Here is a 19384-nt window from a genome sequence, read left to right on the forward strand (position 1 = left end):
TAAAATTACTGTTTTGCTTGTACAATATGTCATAGATCGTTTCTCTTTTCAGAGAGAGTGGAGAATAACGGATTCGAACCGTTGACCCTCTGCGTGCAAGGCAGATGCTCTAGCCAGCTGAGCTAATCCCCCGAACTTACTGAGTTCGTAGTCCCAGGCAGAGTTGAACTGCCGACCTCTACATTATCAGTGTAGCGCTCTAACCAACTGAGCTATAGGACTGTCAGGTTCAACCTAGTCTACCTTTGTTTAGACTCGGCTTCTTCTTTCTCTTTATAATGAATAAACAAAGCGCGTAGTACAAGGACAAAAACCTCAGATGGTCCTCTCCAGAAAGGAGGTGTTCCAGCCGCACCTTCCGGTACGGCTACCTTGTTACGACTTAGCCCCAGTCACCAGTTTTACCCTAGGGCGCTCCTTGCGGTTACGCACTTCAGGTACCCCCGGCTCCCATGGCTTGACGGGCGGTGTGTACAAGGCCCGGGAACGTATTCACCGCGCCGTGGCTGATGCGCGATTACTAGCGAATCCAGCTTCATGAAGTCGGGTTGCAGACTTCAATCCGAACTGAGAGAGGTTTTTGGGATTGGCATCCACTTGCGTGGTAGCAGCCCTCTGTACCCCCCATTGTAACACGTGTGTAGCCCCGGACGTAAGGGCCGTGCTGATTTGACGTCATCCCCACCTTCCTCACATCTTACGATGGCAGTCCCGACAGAGTCCTCAGCATGACCTGTTAGTAACTATCGGCAAGGGTTGCGCTCGTTATGGCACTTAAGCCGACACCTCACGGCACGAGCTGACGACAACCATGCAGCACCTTCACAACCGCTATTGCTAGCTATAGCGTTTCCGCCATATTCGGTTGCAATTTAAGCCCGGGTAAGGTTCCTCGCGTATCATCGAATTAAACCACATGTTCCTCCGCTTGTGCGGGCCCCCGTCAATTCCTTTGAGTTTCACCGTTGCCGGCGTACTCCCCAGGTGGAATACTTAATGCTTTCGCTTGGCCACAGACCGTATATCGCCTACAGCGAGTATTCATCGTTTACCGTGTGGACTACCAGGGTATCTAATCCTGTTTGATACCCACACTTTCGAGCATCAATGTCAGTTACAGGTTAGTAAGCTGCCTTCGCAATCGGAGTTCTTCGTGATATCTAAGCATTTCACCGCTACACCACGAATTCCGCCTACCTCAACTGTACTCAAGACTGCCAGTATCAATTGCAATTTTACGGTTGAGCCGCAAACTTTCACAACTGACTTAACAACCCATCTACGCTCCCTTTAAACCCAATAAATCCGGATAACGCTCGGATCCTCCGTATTACCGCGGCTGCTGGCACGGAGTTAGCCGATCCTTATTCATACGGTACATGCAAAAATCCACACGTGGATCCGTTTATTCCCGTATAAAAGAAGTTTACAATCCATAGAACCTTCATCCTTCACGCTACTTGGCTGGTTCAGACTCTCGTCCATTGACCAATATTCCTCACTGCTGCCTCCCGTAGGAGTTTGGACCGTGTCTCAGTTCCAATGTGGGGGACCTTCCTCTCAGAACCCCTATCCATCGAAGACTAGGTGGGCCGTTACCCCGCCTACTATCTAATGGAACGCATCCCCATCTTACACCGGTAAACCTTTAATCATGCGAAAATGCTTACTCATGATAACATCTTGTATTAATCTCCCTTTCAGAAGGCTGTCCAAGAGTGTAAGGCAGGTTGGATACGCGTTACTCACCCGTGCGCCGGTCGCCATCGGTCTTAGCAAGCTAAGACCATGCTGCCCCTCGACTTGCATGTGTTAAGCCTGTAGCTAGCGTTCATCCTGAGCCAGGATCAAACTCTTCATTGTAAAAATATTATTTTTCAACACTTAAGTTGATAATCTGCTCAAGAACCAAATCTATCAATAATCTATAATTGACGGTTTCTGTTTTCATACACATTATATATTATATAACATGCAGACTTGTACTACTTGTTTGTTTATCTATAATCGTTTCAAAGAACTCTTCTTTATGTGCTTTCGTTTGAAAAGCGGGTGCAAAGGTAAGAGATTTATTTTTAACCACCAAATGTTTTCGAAAGTTTTTTTTGAACTTTTTTTTCAGGCGGTTGGTTGCATGCTCCAAAAGGTCTTATCCCTTCTCGCTCCCTTAGCCCGGCTAAGGTAAGATATCGGGTGCAGAATCCTTTATAAAGGAGAAACTCTCCTACGCTTGTCTCACCAAGTCAGTCACACACTGTTTCAGTGCCGCATCTCTCTCGATTGCGGGTGCAAAGGTAGGCGGTTTCAACCTAACTGCCAAACATATCATCTGATTTTTCTTACACTTTTTTGAAACTTGTTTGTAACACGCTGATTTACAACAACACAGAACAAAGACTTTTTGAAAACAACAGAACAGGAAGGAAATGGAATACACATAATTATATTGCGGGCGCGCATGTATGCGCACGTAGAAGGGTATGGTTCATCCGACAAATGCATCGTTCTTATCGTGCATCGACGGTATGTTGAGTTCAAAGAACTTTGGGGCTCTATCTGCTATTGCTGTCTACTGTTTCTTTGAATCCACCGCAAGAGGGGGAGGAAAATAAACAGTAACCGTGAAATACCTAAAATGGCTTGTCGTGCAATGACTGAATCCATAAAAATAACTGCGTTTTTTCGCCCTACAAGCGGAAACCTGTTTCTTCCTTCCTCCTTTCATCTACTGCTGAAACGTCCTGCCGATGGGGGGGTTGGTTGTGAAAGAACATCGTTTCATCCCCCTTTCAGCCTCCTTTCATCTGTAAAACTTCTTCCGGCTTTTGAACTGTTTCGATAACGCTTTCATTTACGGTAGTCTAAAAAGAGGTGTAGAAAGTACACAAGGGAATTGCTGAAGGCTGCTTGTGAAAGGACTCGGGAAGCACGAATGAAAGGAGGATGAGGGGATGTCCTGTCATTCTTAACCGACTGATTATCCGCATGTTTTGGATAAAATGTAAGAATGAAGGGAAAAGAAGGAATGACCGACTTGGTGAGGGTGGTTCCATCTTCCCTTACATAAAAACATACCGGGCTTTTTAAAAAAGATGGTGATGTTTTTAAGAAACATCACCATCTTTTTGGAAAACATCTCGATCTTTTTTGGAAACATCAAAGTCTTTTTGCAACAGGAGAGTGTGTCAAAACTAAACCGGCCCATCCCATCGTCAGCTGTAGGGGCAGGGTTCGCCTGCCCGAAGACACAAAGCAAACTGTTTTCGGGCGAGCGAACCTCGCCCCTACCAACGAAACGACAGCATTATCCACTTTTTGACACATCCCCCTGTTTGTAAAGTGTGTACGTACGCATCGGACTACACATACGGTGGCATAAGCCCACACGTATATACGTATCGAGCTACACGTACGTACGCATGAACCTATACGTATATATGTCATTGTGTCAGGATACCATAAGAAGGTATTAAGCAGTTGAGAACCTCAGGAGGTGCAGAGCCTTTCCGCCACCCAGTTGTTCGAACAAGTGCATAAATGTATACCGGGTGGTGACATGTAAGTAAAAATGTTGTAATATAACATCACAAATACTTTTGGGAAACAACCAAACAGAAAGGAAATGGAATACACCTAATTATATTGCATGCGCACGTAAACCGCACAAACTACATACAAAAGAGGGCAACTAAAGCCTACTATCTATAAAGGTTTTACAAGCGGCCGAACAAACCAAAAACCATTAACAAACAAATATCTATATACAAAGTGAATATCAAGAAAAAAAAGTTCCCTGATTATTTGGTTTATATTATAAACTAGATTATATTTGCAAAGCAATCATTAAAGATAAACTTTTGGCATTCAATACACAAACAATAAAAACAATGAAAGCAAGCACAACATTTCAACAAAAACTTGGGAATGTGTCAAAACTAAACCGGCCTATCCCATCGTCAGCTGTAGGGGCAGGGATTGCCTGCCCGAAGACACAAAGCCAACTGTTTTCGGACGAGCGAACCTCGTCCCCACGAATCAAACGACAGCATTATCCACGTTTTGACACAGCCTCATGCGCCACACTAGCAGCTCCGGAAAAAGGTATTAAGACGGACAAAGGAAATCTTATGATAGATGTAGGAGATTTACACACTCCACAATCTATGAAAGAAGAGATAATAAAAAACAACAGGTTCAAGAGCCACAACACAAATTAAAGAAGTGACATCAGAAAAACACACTATTTATGTTTATCACGATGAAAACGAAAATTACACATTACACAAAGACAAAAAAGGGAAAGGAAAATAAAAGCCATGAAAGTAAATCAGAACAATGAAAAATTCGTTCCAACCGAGGAACAAATTAAAGCGGAATGCCAACAAAGAGCCCGTTATTTTTGGAATTGGCTTACTTGGTCATTAGTCTATTATGTGGTAATAAACCTGTTTTTAGTAGCTGTAAACTGGTTTACAAGTCCACATTACTGGTGGGTATTATGGGTTATAGCAGGTTGGGGAATCAGCCTGCTGATAACAGCCATAGAGAAAAGTATCAAATATTAACCAATCACAAACTAAAGAGAAAAACATTATGGAAGAAAGAAAATTGAATGAGAAAGAGAGTTTAGAACTCATCGCTCAAATGATTCAAAACACGAAAAATAGAATGGAGACAAATTGCGGTATGCCTTTCCTGTTATGGGGATACACTACTGTATTTACCAGTCTGTTAGTATGGCTTCTGGTAACATACACACAGAATAATAACTGGCAATATCTATGGTTTATGCTTCCCATTATAGGAGGAACCGGAACCTACCTCTCTGCACGCAACCAACAGCCGACTGTCAAAAGTCATTTAGACAAAGTCATCAGTTACATTTGGCTGGTATTCGGAACAGCCGGATTTTTGATATCTCTACTCGCTATGTTTTTCTGGAAACTTCCCATCCTATTCATTATTCTTCTACTGATGGGTATGGGTACCACTTTAACAGGACTGGTGATAAATTATAAAACAGTGACCATTTGTGGCACACTGGGAGCATTAAGTTCCATCGGATGCCTTTTCTATGAAGGTTTCAACCAGGTATTGATATTCGCTCCTGTTTTTATTTTTATGATGATTATCCCGGGACATGTGCTGAACCATGCTGCCCGTAAACAAAAAAAATTATAACTTTGCGCCTATGTTCAAAGAATTAAATCCATTGCTACACTCCGAGCTTCGACTTGCCATCATGTCGATACTGGTTTCGGTGGAAGAAGCCGAATTCAGTTATCTGAAACAACAGACAGGAGCAACGGCAGGAAATCTGAGTGTACAGATAGACAAGCTGAACAAGGCAGAATACGTGGAAGTCATTAAAACCTTCAAAGGCAAAATGCCTTGTACAATCTGCAAAATTACCCCGAAAGGTCTTGAAGCCTTTGAGGAATATGTAGACGCACTGAAAAGTTACATTACTCTTCCTAGAGTTTAGCAAATGTGCTACCACTGCTACCACTTCTCCTTTAAAATCTCCATCAACAAGAAGATACAGAGGTGGTGGCAGCACATTTTATCTCCACACGCCCTGCCAGCACCCTCCCTGTATGAAACTATCAGAACACCAAATGAAAAGATAAGAATAAAGAGTTCCAATATAACCTTCTGTTATCCGATATAATATTTTAGAATAAACACCCTATCGAAAGCTTTTATACCTTTGTATCCGGAAAAGGAAACATACTCTCCTGCGAAAACGTTTATATTATACAAACTTTAAATAGAAAAGAATTATGGAATTTGTAACAAACGAAAAACTGACAATCGTAGGCGCTGCCGGCATGATCGGCTCCAACATGGCTCAAACTGCTATTATGATGGGCCTTACTCCTAATATTTGTTTATACGATCCTTACGCTCCGGGCCTGGAAGGTGTAGCAGAAGAACTGTTCCACTGTGGTTTTGAAGGCATGAACATCACATTCACTTCCGATATCAAAGAAGCCCTGACCGATGCCAAATATATTGTAAACTCGGGAGGTGCTGCCCGCAAAGCAGGCATGACTCGTGAAGATTTACTAAAAGGTAATGCTGCCATCGCCGAAGAATTCGGTAAAAATGTAAAAGCTTATTGCCCGGATGTAAAGCATATCGTAGTCATCTTTAACCCAGCCGATATCACCGGTCTCATTACCTTATTATATTCCGGCTTAAAACCCTCTCAGGTCACTACTCTTGCTGCCCTTGACTCCACCCGTTTACGTAGCGAACTATCCAAACATTTCGGTATTGCTATGGACAAAGTAGAAAACTGCCGCACGTATGGCGGTCACGGCGAGCAGATGGCAGTCTACGCTTCCACCGCAAAAGTAAACGGAAAAGCTTTGCTTGACATTATCGGCACTCCCGAACTGACTAAAGAGCAATGGGCTGAAATTCAACAAAAAGTAACCAAAGGCGGTGCAAATATCATCAACCTGCGCGGACGTTCTTCTTTCCAAAGTCCGTCATACGTTTCCATCGAAATGATTGCTGCCGCCATGGGTGGAAAACCATTCCGCTGGCCGGCAGGCACTTATGTATCCAATGGCAAATTCGACCACATCATGATGGCTTGGGAAACTTCCATCACCAAAGATGGTTGCCACTTGAAAGATGTGAAAGGCACTCCTGAAGAAGAAGCCGCACTGGAAAAAAGTTATGAACACCTCTGTGCATTGCGCGATGAAGTCATTGCAATGGGCGTTCTTCCTCCTGTTGCCGAATGGAACAAACTGAATCCCAATATCAAATAACCATTGATTATATTATTCCGTTAAAAACGCCATCGAACTCACCTCCGACGGCGTTTTTTTATTATCTTCGCATTCGCAATGATAGACCAACCCACCATAGACCGGATATTGGATGCCGCACAGATAGTAGATGTGGTATCCGAATTTGTCACCCTACGCAAGCGAGGTGTGAACTTTGTAGGGCTTTGCCCGTTTCATGACGACAAAACCCCATCGTTCTACGTATCGCCGGCCAAGGGGCTATGTAAATGTTTTGCCTGTGGAAAAGGAGGAAACGTGGTTCACTTTGTGATGGAACACGAACAAATGACTTATCCTGAAGCACTACGTTGGCTGGCAAAAAAATACAACATAGAAATAAAAGAACGAGAGCTCACCGATGAAGAGAAAGAAGTACAAAATATACGTGAAAGTCTCTTCGTCGTAAATGAATTTGCACGTGATTATTTCCAGAATATCCTCTATAACCATGCTGATGGCAAAGCCATCGGTATGACTTATTTCCGCCAGCGTGGTATTCGTGACGACATTGTGAGAAAATTCCAATTAGGCTACAGCACCACGGCACACGATGCTCTGGCACAAGAAGCCTTGCGCAAAGGATATAAAAAAGAGTTCCTGATAAAAACCGGTCTCTGTTACGAAAAAGAAGACGGCAGTCTGCGCGACCGTTTTTGGGGACGCGTCATTTTTCCATGGTTCAATATCAGCGGAAAAGTATTAGGTTTCGGCGGACGTGTATTAGACAGCCGCACCAAAGGAGTCAATCAAAAATACGTCAATTCACCCGAATCGGAAATATTCAGCAAACGAAAAGAGCTGTATGGCATCTTTCAGGCAAAAGCAGCCATCGTGAAAGCAGATTGCGTTTACATGGTAGAAGGATATACCGACGTGATAGCCATGCACCAATGTGGATTAGAGAATGTGGTGGCTAATTCGGGAACCGCCTTGAGTGAACAGCAAATCCGCCTGCTCCATCGTTTTACTCCAAATATCACCTTGTTATATGATGGTGACGAGGCCGGCATAAAAGCCAGTATCCGAGGCATAGACATGCTGCTTGCAGAAGGGATGAATATCAAAGTTCTGCTCCTCCCCGACGGAGACGACCCGGATAGCTTCTCCCGAAAGCACAACGCCACAGAGTTTAAGCAATATATTGCCGAACACGAAGAGAATTTCATTCGCTTTAAGACAAACCTATTGCTGAAAGACGCCCAAAAAGATCCTGTCAAGCGAGCCGGTCTGATAGCTGATATGGCAAGAAGTATCGGGCTGATTCCTAATGATGTGATTCGCTATGCTTGTGTAAAGGAGTGTGCTACCATTCTGAATGTAAATGAACAAATCATCCTGAATGAGATAAAGAAGCACCTGCTACAGCGTGATGACAACTATTTGGAACAAATCAAGAAAGAGAAGGATACAACCAATACGCTTTCTCCTTCCGCTGATATGGTCCCGCCTCCCATAGGAACAGAAGATAACGTTCCACCTCCTCCTTTCCCTCCCGAGGAACTAGAAGCACAATATCAGTCCTACATTCCCGAAGAGGGAAGAGAAAAGTATGTATTCTATGCCAAAGAACAACTGCTGATAAAGACTTTAATCCGTTATGGAGAAAGAATTATGTGTTATGTAGAGACAGAAGAGAATGCAGAAACACCACTTACAGTGATAGAATATATTTCCATGGACTTAAAACAGGATGAATTACAGTTTCACAACCCGCTGCACAGAAGAATATTGGCGGAAGCGGAGAGTCATCTGCATGATCAGAACTTCACGGCAGAACGTTATTTTCTGGCACATCCTGATCCTACCATCAGCAAATTGGCGGCAGAGATGATAAACGACCGTTACCAACTAAGCAAATATCATTCTAAATCCCAAAAGATAGTAACGGATGAAGAACGCTTACACGAACTGGTTCCACATCAAATCATCGACTTTAAGCTGGCCATACTGGAAGAAGAAATGAAGCATACACTGCAAGCATTAAGCAAACCCGAAGTAACTCAAGACGCCAACAAATGCCTGGAAATCATGGCTCACTACAAAGAGTTGAGTGAACTATTGAAAGAAATGGCCAAACGTGCGGGTGATCGGGTAGTGCTGAAAGCATAAAATTTATCATAGGAAAGTAGTGTCAAGAGGTTGACAATGCTATTTTTATCTGTCATTCCGAGCTTTACGAAGGATCTGCAAGATACCAATAGATCCTTCACTTCGTTTCGGATGACAAAATAATAAGTTATTTTGGTTTTGCCTCCCTACAATAACAATGCAACAGTTACTTTTAGGTTCTGACACACTTCCACACCTGATAGAGCTATTATATATGTTAGCGTTGATGACGAATAAGGTTCATAAATTCCTCCCGCGTCTTTGCCTGATTAAACGCCCCGGTAAAATCAGAAGTAGTAGTAATGGCATTTTGTTTTTCCACCCCACGCATTTGCATACACATATGCTTTGCTTCCACTACCACCATTACACCCAATGGGTTTAATGTTTCCTGAATACATTCTTTAATTTGCAACGTCATACGTTCCTGCACCTGAAGACGGTGTGAAAAGACATCAACCACACGGGCTATTTTGCTCAAACCCGTAATATAACCGTTAGGGATATAAGCCACATGCGCTTTGCCATAAAACGGCAACATATGATGCTCACATAAAGAGAAGAAATCAATATCTTTTACAATAACCATCTGGCTATATTCTTCTTTAAACTTAGCTCCCAACAAAATAGCATGGGGGTCCTGTTCATAACCGCGTGTCAGCGTCAGCATAGCTTTTGCCACACGTTCGGGAGTTTTCAACAATCCTTCTCTCTCTACATCTTCGCCCAACAGCGATAAGATACTCTCATAATGGCCTTTCAACTGCTCAATCTTCTCTGCAGACCATTCGGGGTGCAATAGTTCTTCCATGTTAGTCTAAGGGAATATTAATTTGTTCACGAACAATAGATACTTCTTTAAAAACACCGGTAGCTTTCAAACGGCGCATAGTTGCGTCAGCTTCTTCTATACTGCGGAAATCACCTACACGGCATAACCAACGGGGAGGCTGGAAATAAGCATAAACGGGGAGTTCCGGAAATTCCTCTTTTACCTTATTGGCCATATTGTTGGCTTCGTTGCGAGCCACACGAGAATTGTTTCCGGCATACACCTGAACCCGATAACCTCTGGCTTTCAGCGTTTTTTGTTCACCACCGGCAGCACTTCCGGTATGAATTGTACCTATCAGTCCCGTTATCTTCGGGTCTTGATGGATGGTCACTGCACCCTCTCCGGCACGATTACGTTGCAGACTTTCTACAATGTTCTGCTGCGCAAAAGCGGAAATGCCAAAAGTTAAGAAGAAGATGATAAAAATGTATCTCATGTCGTTTTATGAATTTAGGAAAATCAAGGAATAATCATCACTCTAACAGCATTAACATTGTCATTCTGAACAAAGTGGAGAGTCCGTCAACACAAAGTGAATATACACAGATTCTTCACTCACGTTCAGAATGACAAAATAGTAGCTATTTTGTTTTGAGATATTCTGAAAACTAATTATTTGAATGCATCGATAATACCTTTGAAGTCAGCAACCTTCAAAGCAGCACCACCAATCAAACCACCGTCTACATCAGGATTAGCAAACAGTTCTTTTGCATTAGAAGGCTTGCAGCTACCACCATAAAGGATAGAAGTGTTGTCTGCAACTTCTTTGCCATATTTTTCAGCAATCAAAGAACGGATAAATGCATGGATTTCCTGAGCCTGTTCAGCTGTAGCAGTCTTACCTGTACCAATAGCCCAAACCGGTTCGTATGCCAAGATAATCTTACTAAAGTCTTCTGCTGACAAAGAGAATACGGATGCCAACTGAGCAGCAACCACTTCGTTTTGTTTGTTAGCTTCGCGTTCTTCCAAAACTTCACCGATACAGAAGATAGGTTTCAGGTTATTAGCCAAAGCCAATTTTACCTTTTCTTCCAAGATTTCTACTGTTTCGTGATAGTAAGCACGACGTTCAGAGTGACCCAAGATTACGTATTCTGCACCTGTAGAAGCTACCATCTCTGCAGAAACTTCACCTGTATATGCACCAGACACTTTATCAGCACAGTTTTCTGCACCAACACCAATCACCGCTTTGTCAACGATAGGAGTAACAGAAGCCAAGTGAATAAAAGGAGTACAGATTACTACATCACAATTAGGTTTGTCAGCAGCCAATGCTTCGTTCAATTCTTTTGCAAGAGCAATACCTTCTTGAAGGTTCTTGTTCATTTTCCAGTTTCCTGCAACAATGTTCTTTCTCATTTTGTTTTTTTGTTAAAGGGTTAATGAAATTATTTTGTTTGATTCTCATTCAATTTTATTCTCTTTCTCTTATGATATTGCTCCCAAACAGCATCTACCATACTGAAGAACAGCAATGGGAATATAAACCAGGCAAATACCAAAATTACTTTGTGGCTGAATGTCTTGGTATTTATCTGTGCCAACGGAAGCTTTTCCAAACGGTCTGTCAGCATATATTCGTCAGGGAGACTATTCACACTCCATTTATTAATTACCACACCATTCTTTAATAACATTAATCCGGGATTAGACCGAATCATGGTTTTCAGGGTAATATTATCCATCAAACAGAACGGATATTCAGCTCCGGTACGTTCTTGCCAATCTTCAATATCTTCATCGGTAGACGAAGTAAGGCAGTAAAACTTATAATCATTTTCCACACTGTAATCATAAAGCTCATTTATCAAGTCGATCGTACTGTCATCAGCCTGATTCAGCTGATGAGCCACCAACAAGAAAGTATAATCCTCATCATTCAACACTTCTTCAGTGATATCCTCACCGTCTTCTTGGCGAATAATGGAAAAATCATGAATAGGCGGTTCATATCCCTGCTTCTTAACAACCGTTTTAGAATCCACGAAGGTCCATGTGCTGTCAGGATAGTTTTCAAGTGAAAACTCTTTCTCCACACCATCCTTCTTCAAGATAAAGCGAGTTTCATAAACAGTGGGCTGAGCACCTTCCGGAATTTCCATTCCTTTACGAATATCAGCGCCGATATGGTAAGGTCTGAAATCGAAAACCGGCAATTCACGATAACAATATAAAGTCATTCCTAATATATAAAGGAATGTATAAAGCGCAACGAGCCAATCAAAACGTTTAGTAATCAACGGAGTAATACAATTCCGCCATTTGAATACAGACACCGCAGCCAGTAATAAGAAACAGTTCTTCCAAAAAGTCTGCCAGTTGGTCAACACCACCGCATCTCCGAAACAGCCGCAATCAGATATCGGGTTATCGATTGCCAACCACAAAGTAAGCGGAGTCATTACTCCCATAATAAGCAGCATGAACAAAGGTGTCGTCCGCCTGCGAATGCCAAATAACAGGTATACGCCCAAACAGAACTCAATCATTGCCTGCAATACCGATGCCAAGAACGGAAAAAATGCCGGAACCAACGAAGTCCAACCGAAAGCCTCCAGATAATCCTGAATTTTATATTGAGTACCTAGAGGATCTACCGCCTTGACAAAGCCGGAAAATATAAATACAATTGCCAAAAAGAAACGGCATGCATTCGTCCAAAGTCCAATAATGCTATGTAAACGCTTACTCTCCAAATTCCAATTTTATCAATCCAAATACCGAATAATTAATCATATCCATATAATTGGCATCAATTCCCTCGGATACCAAGGTAGCCCCATCATGACCCTCGATTTGCTTGGTGCGGTAAATCTTCATCAAAATCAAATCGGTATAAGAACTTATACGCATGCTACGCCATGCTTCATCATAGTCATGGTTCTTGGCAAGCATTAACTCCAATGCCTGTTTTGCATACTGATCGTATAATTCCAACGCACGCGCCTCTGTCATGTCATCCGTCTCGGCATACCCCAATTCCAGCTGGATTAAACCGATAATTCCATAATTAACGATAGCCATAAACTCCGAACGGATACCTTCGTCCACCATTGTTACCCCTTTGGTTTCAATGCTTCGAATGCGGTTGGCTTTAATAAAAATCTGGTCGGTAACAGATGAAGGGCGCATGATACGCCATGCAGCACCGTAATCATGCAGTTTCTTCGCAAACAAATCACGGCAAATAGCTATCACATGTTCAAATTGTTGTTTAGTATCTTTCATCATTCTCTATGAATAGGCGACAAAGTTACACATTTTTCTGCTTAAGCGTAAACAAAAAGGCGGAAAAGAATACTCCTTTCCGCCCTATTTTATATTTCTTAATTAACTATTACTTAAGAACATCTTAACACTTGTCCCGGACGAAGTATCGTTCTACGGGTAATATGGTTCAATTTACACAGCGCATCAATAGAAGTACCTGTTTTTTGCGCAATCCGGCTTAACGTATCACCACTGCGCACTTTATGATAACGGATAGTTCCATCCGAAGAAGCCATCAGGCTGACATTCTTACTGCTGGTGTTATTGCGTCTATATCTGTTATTACCTTTTCTAAACAAATAAGAATCGGCTACAATATCCTGCTTTTCAAAATCAAATAAAAGTGCCGGGTTAATGGCTTGCCCCAAGAAACGGGTTTCGAAGTGAAGGTGAGACCCCGTAGAACGCCCCGTGTTACCGCCCAATCCGATGGGCTCGCCTGCTTCCACATATTGGTCTTCATTTACAATCTGCTTGGACAAGTGTCCATAGACAGTTTCCAAACCATTCTCATGACGGATTACCACGTATTTTCCATAACCGCGACGTTCGTATTTCACCATACGCACTTTTCCACTGAAAGCAGCACGAATCGTATCACCAATGTAGACTTTAATATCCAATCCATTGTGCATACGGCGACGGCGAGGTCCGAATTTTGAAGTAATCTTTGTATGTTCAGTCGGCATGTGGAAACCGGTCATATCAATACGGAAAGTATCAGGGATAGTAACGGTATTACCGTAAGCGTGTACACGCTCGTTGCTCCAGTTAGGATAAAGGGTATATGCAGGATAAGCAGCTTTCTCCGCTTTAATCTGACGAATTAATGCAACTGAATCTACTGCCTTCAACTTTCTGTCGATTGGCGCCTGGCGTGCCAACAAGTCCTGTCCTGACACATTCAGGCTGACTAAGGCAAAAGCTGCCGCTACGACTACTTTAATACATTTCAAAATCATCCGTTTCTTTTGTTTTTCTTTTAATATTCGTCATTAGCATAAAGAAAGCCAAACACAGCTTGCTCGTACTCGAATATCTCTTCTGGTTTAAAAAATCTTTTTAGTTCTACTTCGGCAGCTTCAGGTGAATCGGATGCATGAACTATGTTTTCCTGAAAACTCATACTGTAATCTCCACGAATAGTTCCGGGTGCAGCCAAGCGACCGTTAGTAGGACCGGTTAATGTTCTCACCACCTGAATAGCATCTACACCTTCAAAGCAACAAACAATAGCAGGACAAGCCATCATTGAATCCTTTACACGCTGAAAGAACGGCTTTGAGCTTAAATGAGCGTAATGTTCGCTAAGCACCTCATCTGTCAATTGAACCATTTTCATTCCGGCCAAACGTAATCCTTTGCGTTCAAATCTACTTGTTATCTCACCGACCAGTGCCCTCTGAAGAGTACACGGTTTCAAAATGACTAACGTTTTTTCCATCATAACATTGGTTCTTTTAAGGTTATCAAGATACTTCTATTCAAAAATTCCCCCAAAGATAGAATTTTTCTTCGAAATGGCAGCTCTATCTTTAACTCTTTTTTTATGTAGAATATACACAATAGCGTGATAAAACGAACGAAAACCATTGTGGGCAGGGAAGATAGAGACCTTTTATGTTTTGCAACATATATCCTCTGTTTTAACAGTAATACAGAGTAAGCTAAGATATTGCTGCCCAATTTATATTTGTTTTACGCAAAGCCTGAAGCTGCTGCCACAACACGGCATTCTCGGGACGAATACATGTAGGGTCTTCATCCACAACCCTACTTGCTACTTCACGTACATACTGAAGCAGCTGTCCGTCACGGGCGATATCTGCTATCTTCAAATCAAAAGCCACACCACTTTGCTGAGTTCCCTCCAAATCACCTGGACCACGAAGCTTCAAGTCTGCCTCGGCTATTTCAAAACCATCATTTGTCTGCACCATAATTTCCAAACGCTTTCGGGTTTCCTCCGTGAGTTTATAAGTGGTCACTAAAATACAATAAGACTGGTCGGCGCCACGGCCGACACGCCCTCGAAGCTGGTGCAACTGAGAGAGTCCGAAACGTTCTGCATTTTCTATAACCATCACCGAAGCATTAGGAACATTTACACCAACCTCAATCACAGTAGTAGCCACCATTATTTGCGTTTCACCGGAAACAAACCGTTGCATCTCCGCATCTTTCTCGGCGGGTTTCATTTTTCCATGTACCTTGCTCACCCGGCAATCGGGAAACTCTGCACATATATGTTCATAACCCTCTTCCAAGTTTTTAATATCCATCTTTTCACTTTCCTTTATTAAAGGATAAACGATGTATATCTGACGTCCTTCTTCTATCTGTTTACGGATAGAAGCATAAAGACCGGCACGACGATTGTCAAACTGATGAACAGTTTGAATAGGCTTACGTCCGGGGGGCAGTTCATCAATCACTGATACATCCAAGTCACCATAAAGTGTCATGGCCAATGTTCGTGGAATAGGAGTAGCCGTCATTACAAGCACATGAGGCGGACAAGTGTTTTTCATCCACAATTTGGCACGCTGAGCTACTCCAAAACGATGTTGCTCATCAATCACCACCATTCCCAAAGAAGAAAAGCCCACCGTATCTTCGAGTACGGCATGTGTTCCAATCAATATCTGAATATCTCCGGTAAGCAAATCCTTCAAAATCTTTTCTCGCTTCTTTCCTTTCACAGAACCCATCAACAACTCCACCCGAACATTCATGCCGAATAGAAATTTCCGAATCGTCTCATAATGCTGCGCCGCAAGTATTTCGGTAGGAGCCATCATGCAAGCCTGAAAGCCATTATCCAATGCTATCAGCATCGACATTAAAGCAACCAATGTTTTTCCGCTTCCCACATCTCCTTGCAACAGGCGGTTCATTTGTCGCCCGCTCCCCATATCTTTTCTTATTTCCTTTATTACCCGTTTCTGCGCTCCGGTCAATTCAAAAGGAAGGTTTTGGGAATAGAAGGTATTGAATATCTCCCCTACCTTATCAAAATACAGGCCGCGATATTTACGTTGTCTGTCTTTGCTATAACGCAGAATGTTGAGCTGCACATAAAACAGTTCTTCAAACTTCAGGCGATATTGTGCCTTACGAAGTAATTCAGGGTTCTGAGGAAAATGAATATTACGGATGGCGTCATCCAATGACATCAAGTGATGTTCTTCTATAATTTGCGGACTTAACGTCTCCGCAAGAGGTTCCTGCAATAAAGCAAGTGCATTCTTCATCAGCTTCTCCAATCCATGCGAATTGAGGAAACCGCGTTTCATCCTCTCCGTCGTGTTATAATAGGGTTGCAGCCCCATTGCAGAAAGGGTAAGTTCGCCCGAGGGATCCATGTCGGGATGCGCCACATTGATACGGCCGTTGAATACGGTCGGTTTGCCGAAGACTATGTATTCTGTCCGGGTCTTATAATGTTCCAACAGATATTTGATTCCTTGAAACCAAACAAGATCAATAACCCCCGTTCCATCCGAGAAATGACCGACAAGCCTGCGTTGTCTTCCTTCGCCAAAAGTCTCAAAACTGAGGATTTCACCTTTCAACTGAATGTAAGGCATATTACCGTCTATTTCATGAATATAGTAAAGACGGCTCCGGTCTACATATTTATAAGGGAAATAGTACAACAAATCACGCAAGGAAAAAATATTCAGCTCCTTGTTCAAGACTGTTGCACGTTGGGGCCCCACCCCTTGCAAATATTTTATGTCACGCGTAGTGATATCGAACATTTCAAATTAAGACTTCCGCTATTTTCAAATCGAATGGAGTTGTTAATTTAATGTTTTCCCTGTTTCCTTCTACCAACCATACCTCCTTACCCATTGCTTCCACTACGGAAGCATCATCGGTAAAAGCATCCGTATATTCTTGCCGATAAGCATCTTTCAGCAATTGTACATCAAATACCTGTGGAGTCTGAACCAGTTTATAGTTATTGCGTGGAACCGTTTCACTTCCCACCCCTGTCAGATGCCGCACTGTCTCTACCACATCTATCACAGGAATAACGGCGTGCCGCTGCCGGGCCGTATCATAGCATCCGGCAATTACCTGTCGGGACACAAAAGGACGGACACCATCATGAACACCTACCAGCCCCTCCCCCCCGACAAGTGCCAAACCATTCTTTACAGAGTGAAAACGAGTTTCGCCCCCATCGGCAATATCATGAGGCAATACAAAATGATATGTCTCACACAGATGCTTCCAATAAGCCTGTTGAGCCAATGGAAGCACCAATATTATATGTATAGAAGGATCGTAGGAATAAAAGGCCTCAATAGTACGCATCAGCACAGGTTTGCCGCCTATCGGCAGAAACTGTTTCGGAATATCTCCACCCATACGCAAACCTTTACCACCGGCTACTATGATAACATGTTTCTTCATTCAGCAATCATCATCGCTTGTTTCAGTTCCTTCACCTTATCTGCACCGACATATTTTTCTGCGATTGCAAATGAAAAGTCCATTGCAGCACCGGGTCCCTTTCCCGTAATAAAATTGCCGTCATTCTGTACCAAAGCGGCTGTATAGTCAGCACCATCCAGATATTTATCAAAGCCCGGATAGCAAGTTGCCTTCTTTCCTTTCAACAAACCACGTTTGCCATATACCAACGGAGCCGCACAAATAGCAGACAACGGTTTACCGGCTTCTGCAAAGGCCATAATCAAATCACTCAATCCTTTGTGTGCATCCAGATTTGTCGCTCCGGGCAGACCACCCGGCAACACAATCATTTCCGTATCCGCTTCTTTCACTTCTTCAAACACCATATCGGCTATAACCGGAACTCCGTGTGCACCATTTACGGTCAGCACACCGGTTACAGAGACTGTCTTCACAGGCAAACCTGCACGTCTCAACACATCCACCGGGGTCAGCGCTTCCACTTCCTCGAAGCCTTCTGCCAAAAATACATAAATTGTTTTCATAAGCTACTTCAGTTTAAAGTAATATGTAATAGTACCCGTCTGGTTATTTACCCCGTCCACTTGGTTAAAGCGGGCTTTACGCGCCGCCTCTTCCGCAGCCTTCCGCAACGCAGCATTTACCGTATTGGTACGTTTGTTGATACTTGTACTTATCACCTGCCCTGCCGGATTTACAGTGATGGTTACCACCACACGGCCCTCATCCTGAACATTATAAACAGGCATCGGCAGACCGCCGCTGCCCAAAGAACGTCCATTAAGGTCAAATGTTCCATAACCACCTGTACCTGTCGATTTTCCTTCCGCCGCATTACCTGTCGGGCTACCTTCAAGACCACTCCCTGCCGTACCGGTCCCTTTGTTCCCCATCTGAGTACCCTTGCCAAAAGCACCGGCAATCTTCTTTGCCGCTGCCTCTGCCGCCGCTTTTTCTGCAGCCGCCTTCTTTTCCGCAGCAGCTTTCTCAGCCTCGGCACGTTTCTCGGCTTCAGTCTTCTCTTTCGGTTTTACAGTATCTTTCTTTGGAACTTCCTTTTTGGGAGTTTCCTTCTTGGGAGTCTCTTTTTTAGTTTCCTTTTTCGGCTCTTTCTTGGGCACTGCCACTATTTCCTCTTCTGTCTGAGTGATTACTTCCTCTTTTACATCAACGGCAGGAACCGGCTCCGGTTCGGAAATATCAGGTGCAGGGGCTTCCGGCTCATTCATTATATCCACATCCGTCAACGTATAAGGGTCGGCATTGCCTTGCGACAGTTCCGTATTTCCCAACATAACAGGCACACCTCCTTCCTCCTGCATCTGCGGACGGCGAATAGCTATCACCAGCAACAGAATAAGGAGAACGGCATGTAGTACAATCGTAGCAATCAGTCCTGTTATCTTATTTTTTTTCATGCTTTTATTCTCATGTTTACAGATTCTTCATTTCATTCAGAATGACAATAACGAAGAATCAGCTTATCGTTTCTTCTCAGGCGGACGCGTGGCCAGCACCATTTTGAAGTGATTTTCATTAGCAATGTTCAGCACCCTTACTATTTCACGATAAGGCACTGCCTCATCCGCATAGAGCGCCACATACATATCGGGCTCTTTCTGAGCGCACTCTTGCAAAAAAGCAGGCAATTCCTCCAACTCAATCGGCATTTCGTCCTGATTGCCGAAAGCAGTATAGAAATTCAGGTTCTTATCAATGATTACCCGCGTGAGCGGCTTTGCTGAAGTCTGCTGCTTACCTTGCGGAAGCAACACCTTGATGGCATTGGGCGACACCATGGTGGAGGTAATCATAAAAAATATCAGCAACAGGAATATGATGTCCGTCATAGACGCCATACTGAAGTTGGGCGATATTTTATGTCTTCTTTTCAGTGCCATACGCT

Annotated in this window: 18 protein-coding genes, 2 tRNA genes and 1 rRNA gene; 6 read left to right on the forward strand and 15 right to left on the reverse strand. The window is 43.1% G+C overall.

Annotated features, from left to right (window positions below; genetic code table 11):
• Window positions 1–58: 58 nt before the first annotated feature.
• The 3 genes from HMPREF1534_RS07370 to HMPREF1534_RS07360 form a co-directional block, all read right to left on the reverse strand.
• A tRNA-Ala gene (locus HMPREF1534_RS07370) sits at window positions 59–132 on the reverse strand.
• Between the two features lie 16 nt (window positions 133–148).
• Window positions 149–222 (reverse strand) — tRNA-Ile (locus tag HMPREF1534_RS07365).
• Between the two features lie 111 nt (window positions 223–333).
• Window positions 334–1863 (reverse strand): 16S ribosomal RNA (locus tag HMPREF1534_RS07360).
• 2024 nt (window positions 1864–3887) lie between these two features.
• On the opposite strand from HMPREF1534_RS07360, the gene HMPREF1534_RS07355 reads away from it, so the two are divergent.
• The 6 genes from HMPREF1534_RS07355 (at window position 3888) to dnaG (ending at window position 8915) form a co-directional block, all read left to right on the forward strand.
• Window positions 3888–4217, forward strand: coding sequence for a hypothetical protein (locus HMPREF1534_RS07355; RefSeq protein WP_005941353.1), 330 nt, complete (start codon window positions 3888–3890; stop codon window positions 4215–4217).
• A gap of 99 nt (window positions 4218–4316) precedes the next feature.
• A complete protein-coding gene (locus tag HMPREF1534_RS07350) occupies window positions 4317–4565 on the forward strand; it encodes a 2TM domain-containing protein (protein ID WP_005941355.1) in 249 nt (82 codons plus the stop codon).
• A 28-nt stretch (window positions 4566–4593) separates the two neighbouring features.
• Window positions 4594–5181, forward strand: coding sequence for a hypothetical protein (locus HMPREF1534_RS07345; protein ID WP_005941357.1), 588 nt, complete (start codon window positions 4594–4596; stop codon window positions 5179–5181).
• Between the two features lie 10 nt (window positions 5182–5191).
• Window positions 5192–5485 (forward strand): winged helix-turn-helix domain-containing protein, encoded by a 294-nt coding sequence (locus tag HMPREF1534_RS07340; RefSeq protein ID WP_005941359.1) that lies wholly within the window; start codon window positions 5192–5194, stop codon window positions 5483–5485.
• Window positions 5486–5783: 298 nt separating this feature from the next.
• The gene (locus HMPREF1534_RS07335) at window positions 5784–6785 is read left to right on the forward strand and encodes a malate dehydrogenase (protein ID WP_005941362.1); all 1002 of its coding nucleotides are present in this window, start codon (window positions 5784–5786) and stop codon (window positions 6783–6785) included.
• A 78-nt stretch (window positions 6786–6863) separates the two neighbouring features.
• Entirely contained in the window at window positions 6864–8915 is a 2052-nt protein-coding gene (gene dnaG, locus HMPREF1534_RS07330; RefSeq protein ID WP_005941366.1) for a DNA primase, read from the forward strand.
• A 217-nt stretch (window positions 8916–9132) separates the two neighbouring features.
• On the opposite strand, the gene folE is transcribed toward dnaG, so the two are convergent.
• The 12 genes from folE to HMPREF1534_RS07270 form a co-directional block, all read right to left on the reverse strand.
• Window positions 9133–9726, reverse strand: a complete 594-nt coding sequence (folE, locus tag HMPREF1534_RS07325) for a GTP cyclohydrolase I FolE (RefSeq protein ID WP_005941368.1) — start codon at window positions 9724–9726, stop codon at window positions 9133–9135.
• Window position 9727: 1 nt separating this feature from the next.
• Complete coding sequence (locus HMPREF1534_RS07320; RefSeq protein ID WP_005941370.1) at window positions 9728–10186, reverse strand: SPOR domain-containing protein; 459 nt, start codon at window positions 10184–10186, stop codon at window positions 9728–9730.
• Between the two features lie 176 nt (window positions 10187–10362).
• Window positions 10363–11118, reverse strand: a complete 756-nt coding sequence (tpiA, locus tag HMPREF1534_RS07315; protein ID WP_005941372.1) for a triose-phosphate isomerase — start codon at window positions 11116–11118, stop codon at window positions 10363–10365.
• Window positions 11119–11147: 29 nt separating this feature from the next.
• Entirely contained in the window at window positions 11148–12455 is a 1308-nt protein-coding gene (locus tag HMPREF1534_RS07310) for a BT_3928 family protein (RefSeq protein WP_005941374.1), read from the reverse strand.
• Entirely contained in the window at window positions 12445–12987 is a 543-nt protein-coding gene (locus HMPREF1534_RS07305) for a DUF1599 domain-containing protein (RefSeq protein WP_005941376.1), read from the reverse strand. Before HMPREF1534_RS07305 ends, HMPREF1534_RS07310 begins: the two co-directional genes overlap by 11 nt.
• A gap of 113 nt (window positions 12988–13100) precedes the next feature.
• On the reverse strand, window positions 13101–13991 hold the full coding sequence (locus HMPREF1534_RS07300; RefSeq protein ID WP_005941378.1) for a M23 family metallopeptidase: 891 nt from the start codon (window positions 13989–13991) through the stop codon (window positions 13101–13103).
• A 20-nt stretch (window positions 13992–14011) separates the two neighbouring features.
• The gene (gene ndk, locus HMPREF1534_RS07295; RefSeq protein WP_005941380.1) at window positions 14012–14476 is read right to left on the reverse strand and encodes a nucleoside-diphosphate kinase; all 465 of its coding nucleotides are present in this window, start codon (window positions 14474–14476) and stop codon (window positions 14012–14014) included.
• A 220-nt stretch (window positions 14477–14696) separates the two neighbouring features.
• Window positions 14697–16793: an ATP-dependent DNA helicase RecG gene (recG, locus tag HMPREF1534_RS07290; RefSeq protein WP_005941383.1), complete on the reverse strand. Its 2097-nt coding sequence runs from the start codon at window positions 16791–16793 to the stop codon at window positions 14697–14699.
• 1 nt (window position 16794) lies between these two features.
• Window positions 16795–17454: a 2-C-methyl-D-erythritol 4-phosphate cytidylyltransferase gene (locus HMPREF1534_RS07285; RefSeq protein ID WP_005941386.1), complete on the reverse strand. Its 660-nt coding sequence runs from the start codon at window positions 17452–17454 to the stop codon at window positions 16795–16797.
• Window positions 17451–18002 (reverse strand): DJ-1 family glyoxalase III, encoded by a 552-nt coding sequence (locus tag HMPREF1534_RS07280; RefSeq protein ID WP_005941389.1) that lies wholly within the window; start codon window positions 18000–18002, stop codon window positions 17451–17453. The genes HMPREF1534_RS07285 and HMPREF1534_RS07280 overlap by 4 nt, the downstream gene beginning before the upstream one ends.
• 3 nt (window positions 18003–18005) lie before the next feature.
• Window positions 18006–18896: a TonB family protein gene (locus HMPREF1534_RS07275; RefSeq protein ID WP_005941392.1), complete on the reverse strand. Its 891-nt coding sequence runs from the start codon at window positions 18894–18896 to the stop codon at window positions 18006–18008.
• A gap of 63 nt (window positions 18897–18959) precedes the next feature.
• Window positions 18960–19379, reverse strand: a complete 420-nt coding sequence (locus HMPREF1534_RS07270) for an ExbD/TolR family protein (protein ID WP_005941395.1) — start codon at window positions 19377–19379, stop codon at window positions 18960–18962.
• Window positions 19380–19384 lie beyond the last annotated feature (5 nt).

Origin of the sequence: Phocaeicola massiliensis B84634 = Timone 84634 = DSM 17679 = JCM 13223, assembly GCF_000382445.1 — a bacterium.
Lineage (GTDB): Bacteria > Bacteroidota > Bacteroidia > Bacteroidales > Bacteroidaceae > Phocaeicola > Phocaeicola massiliensis.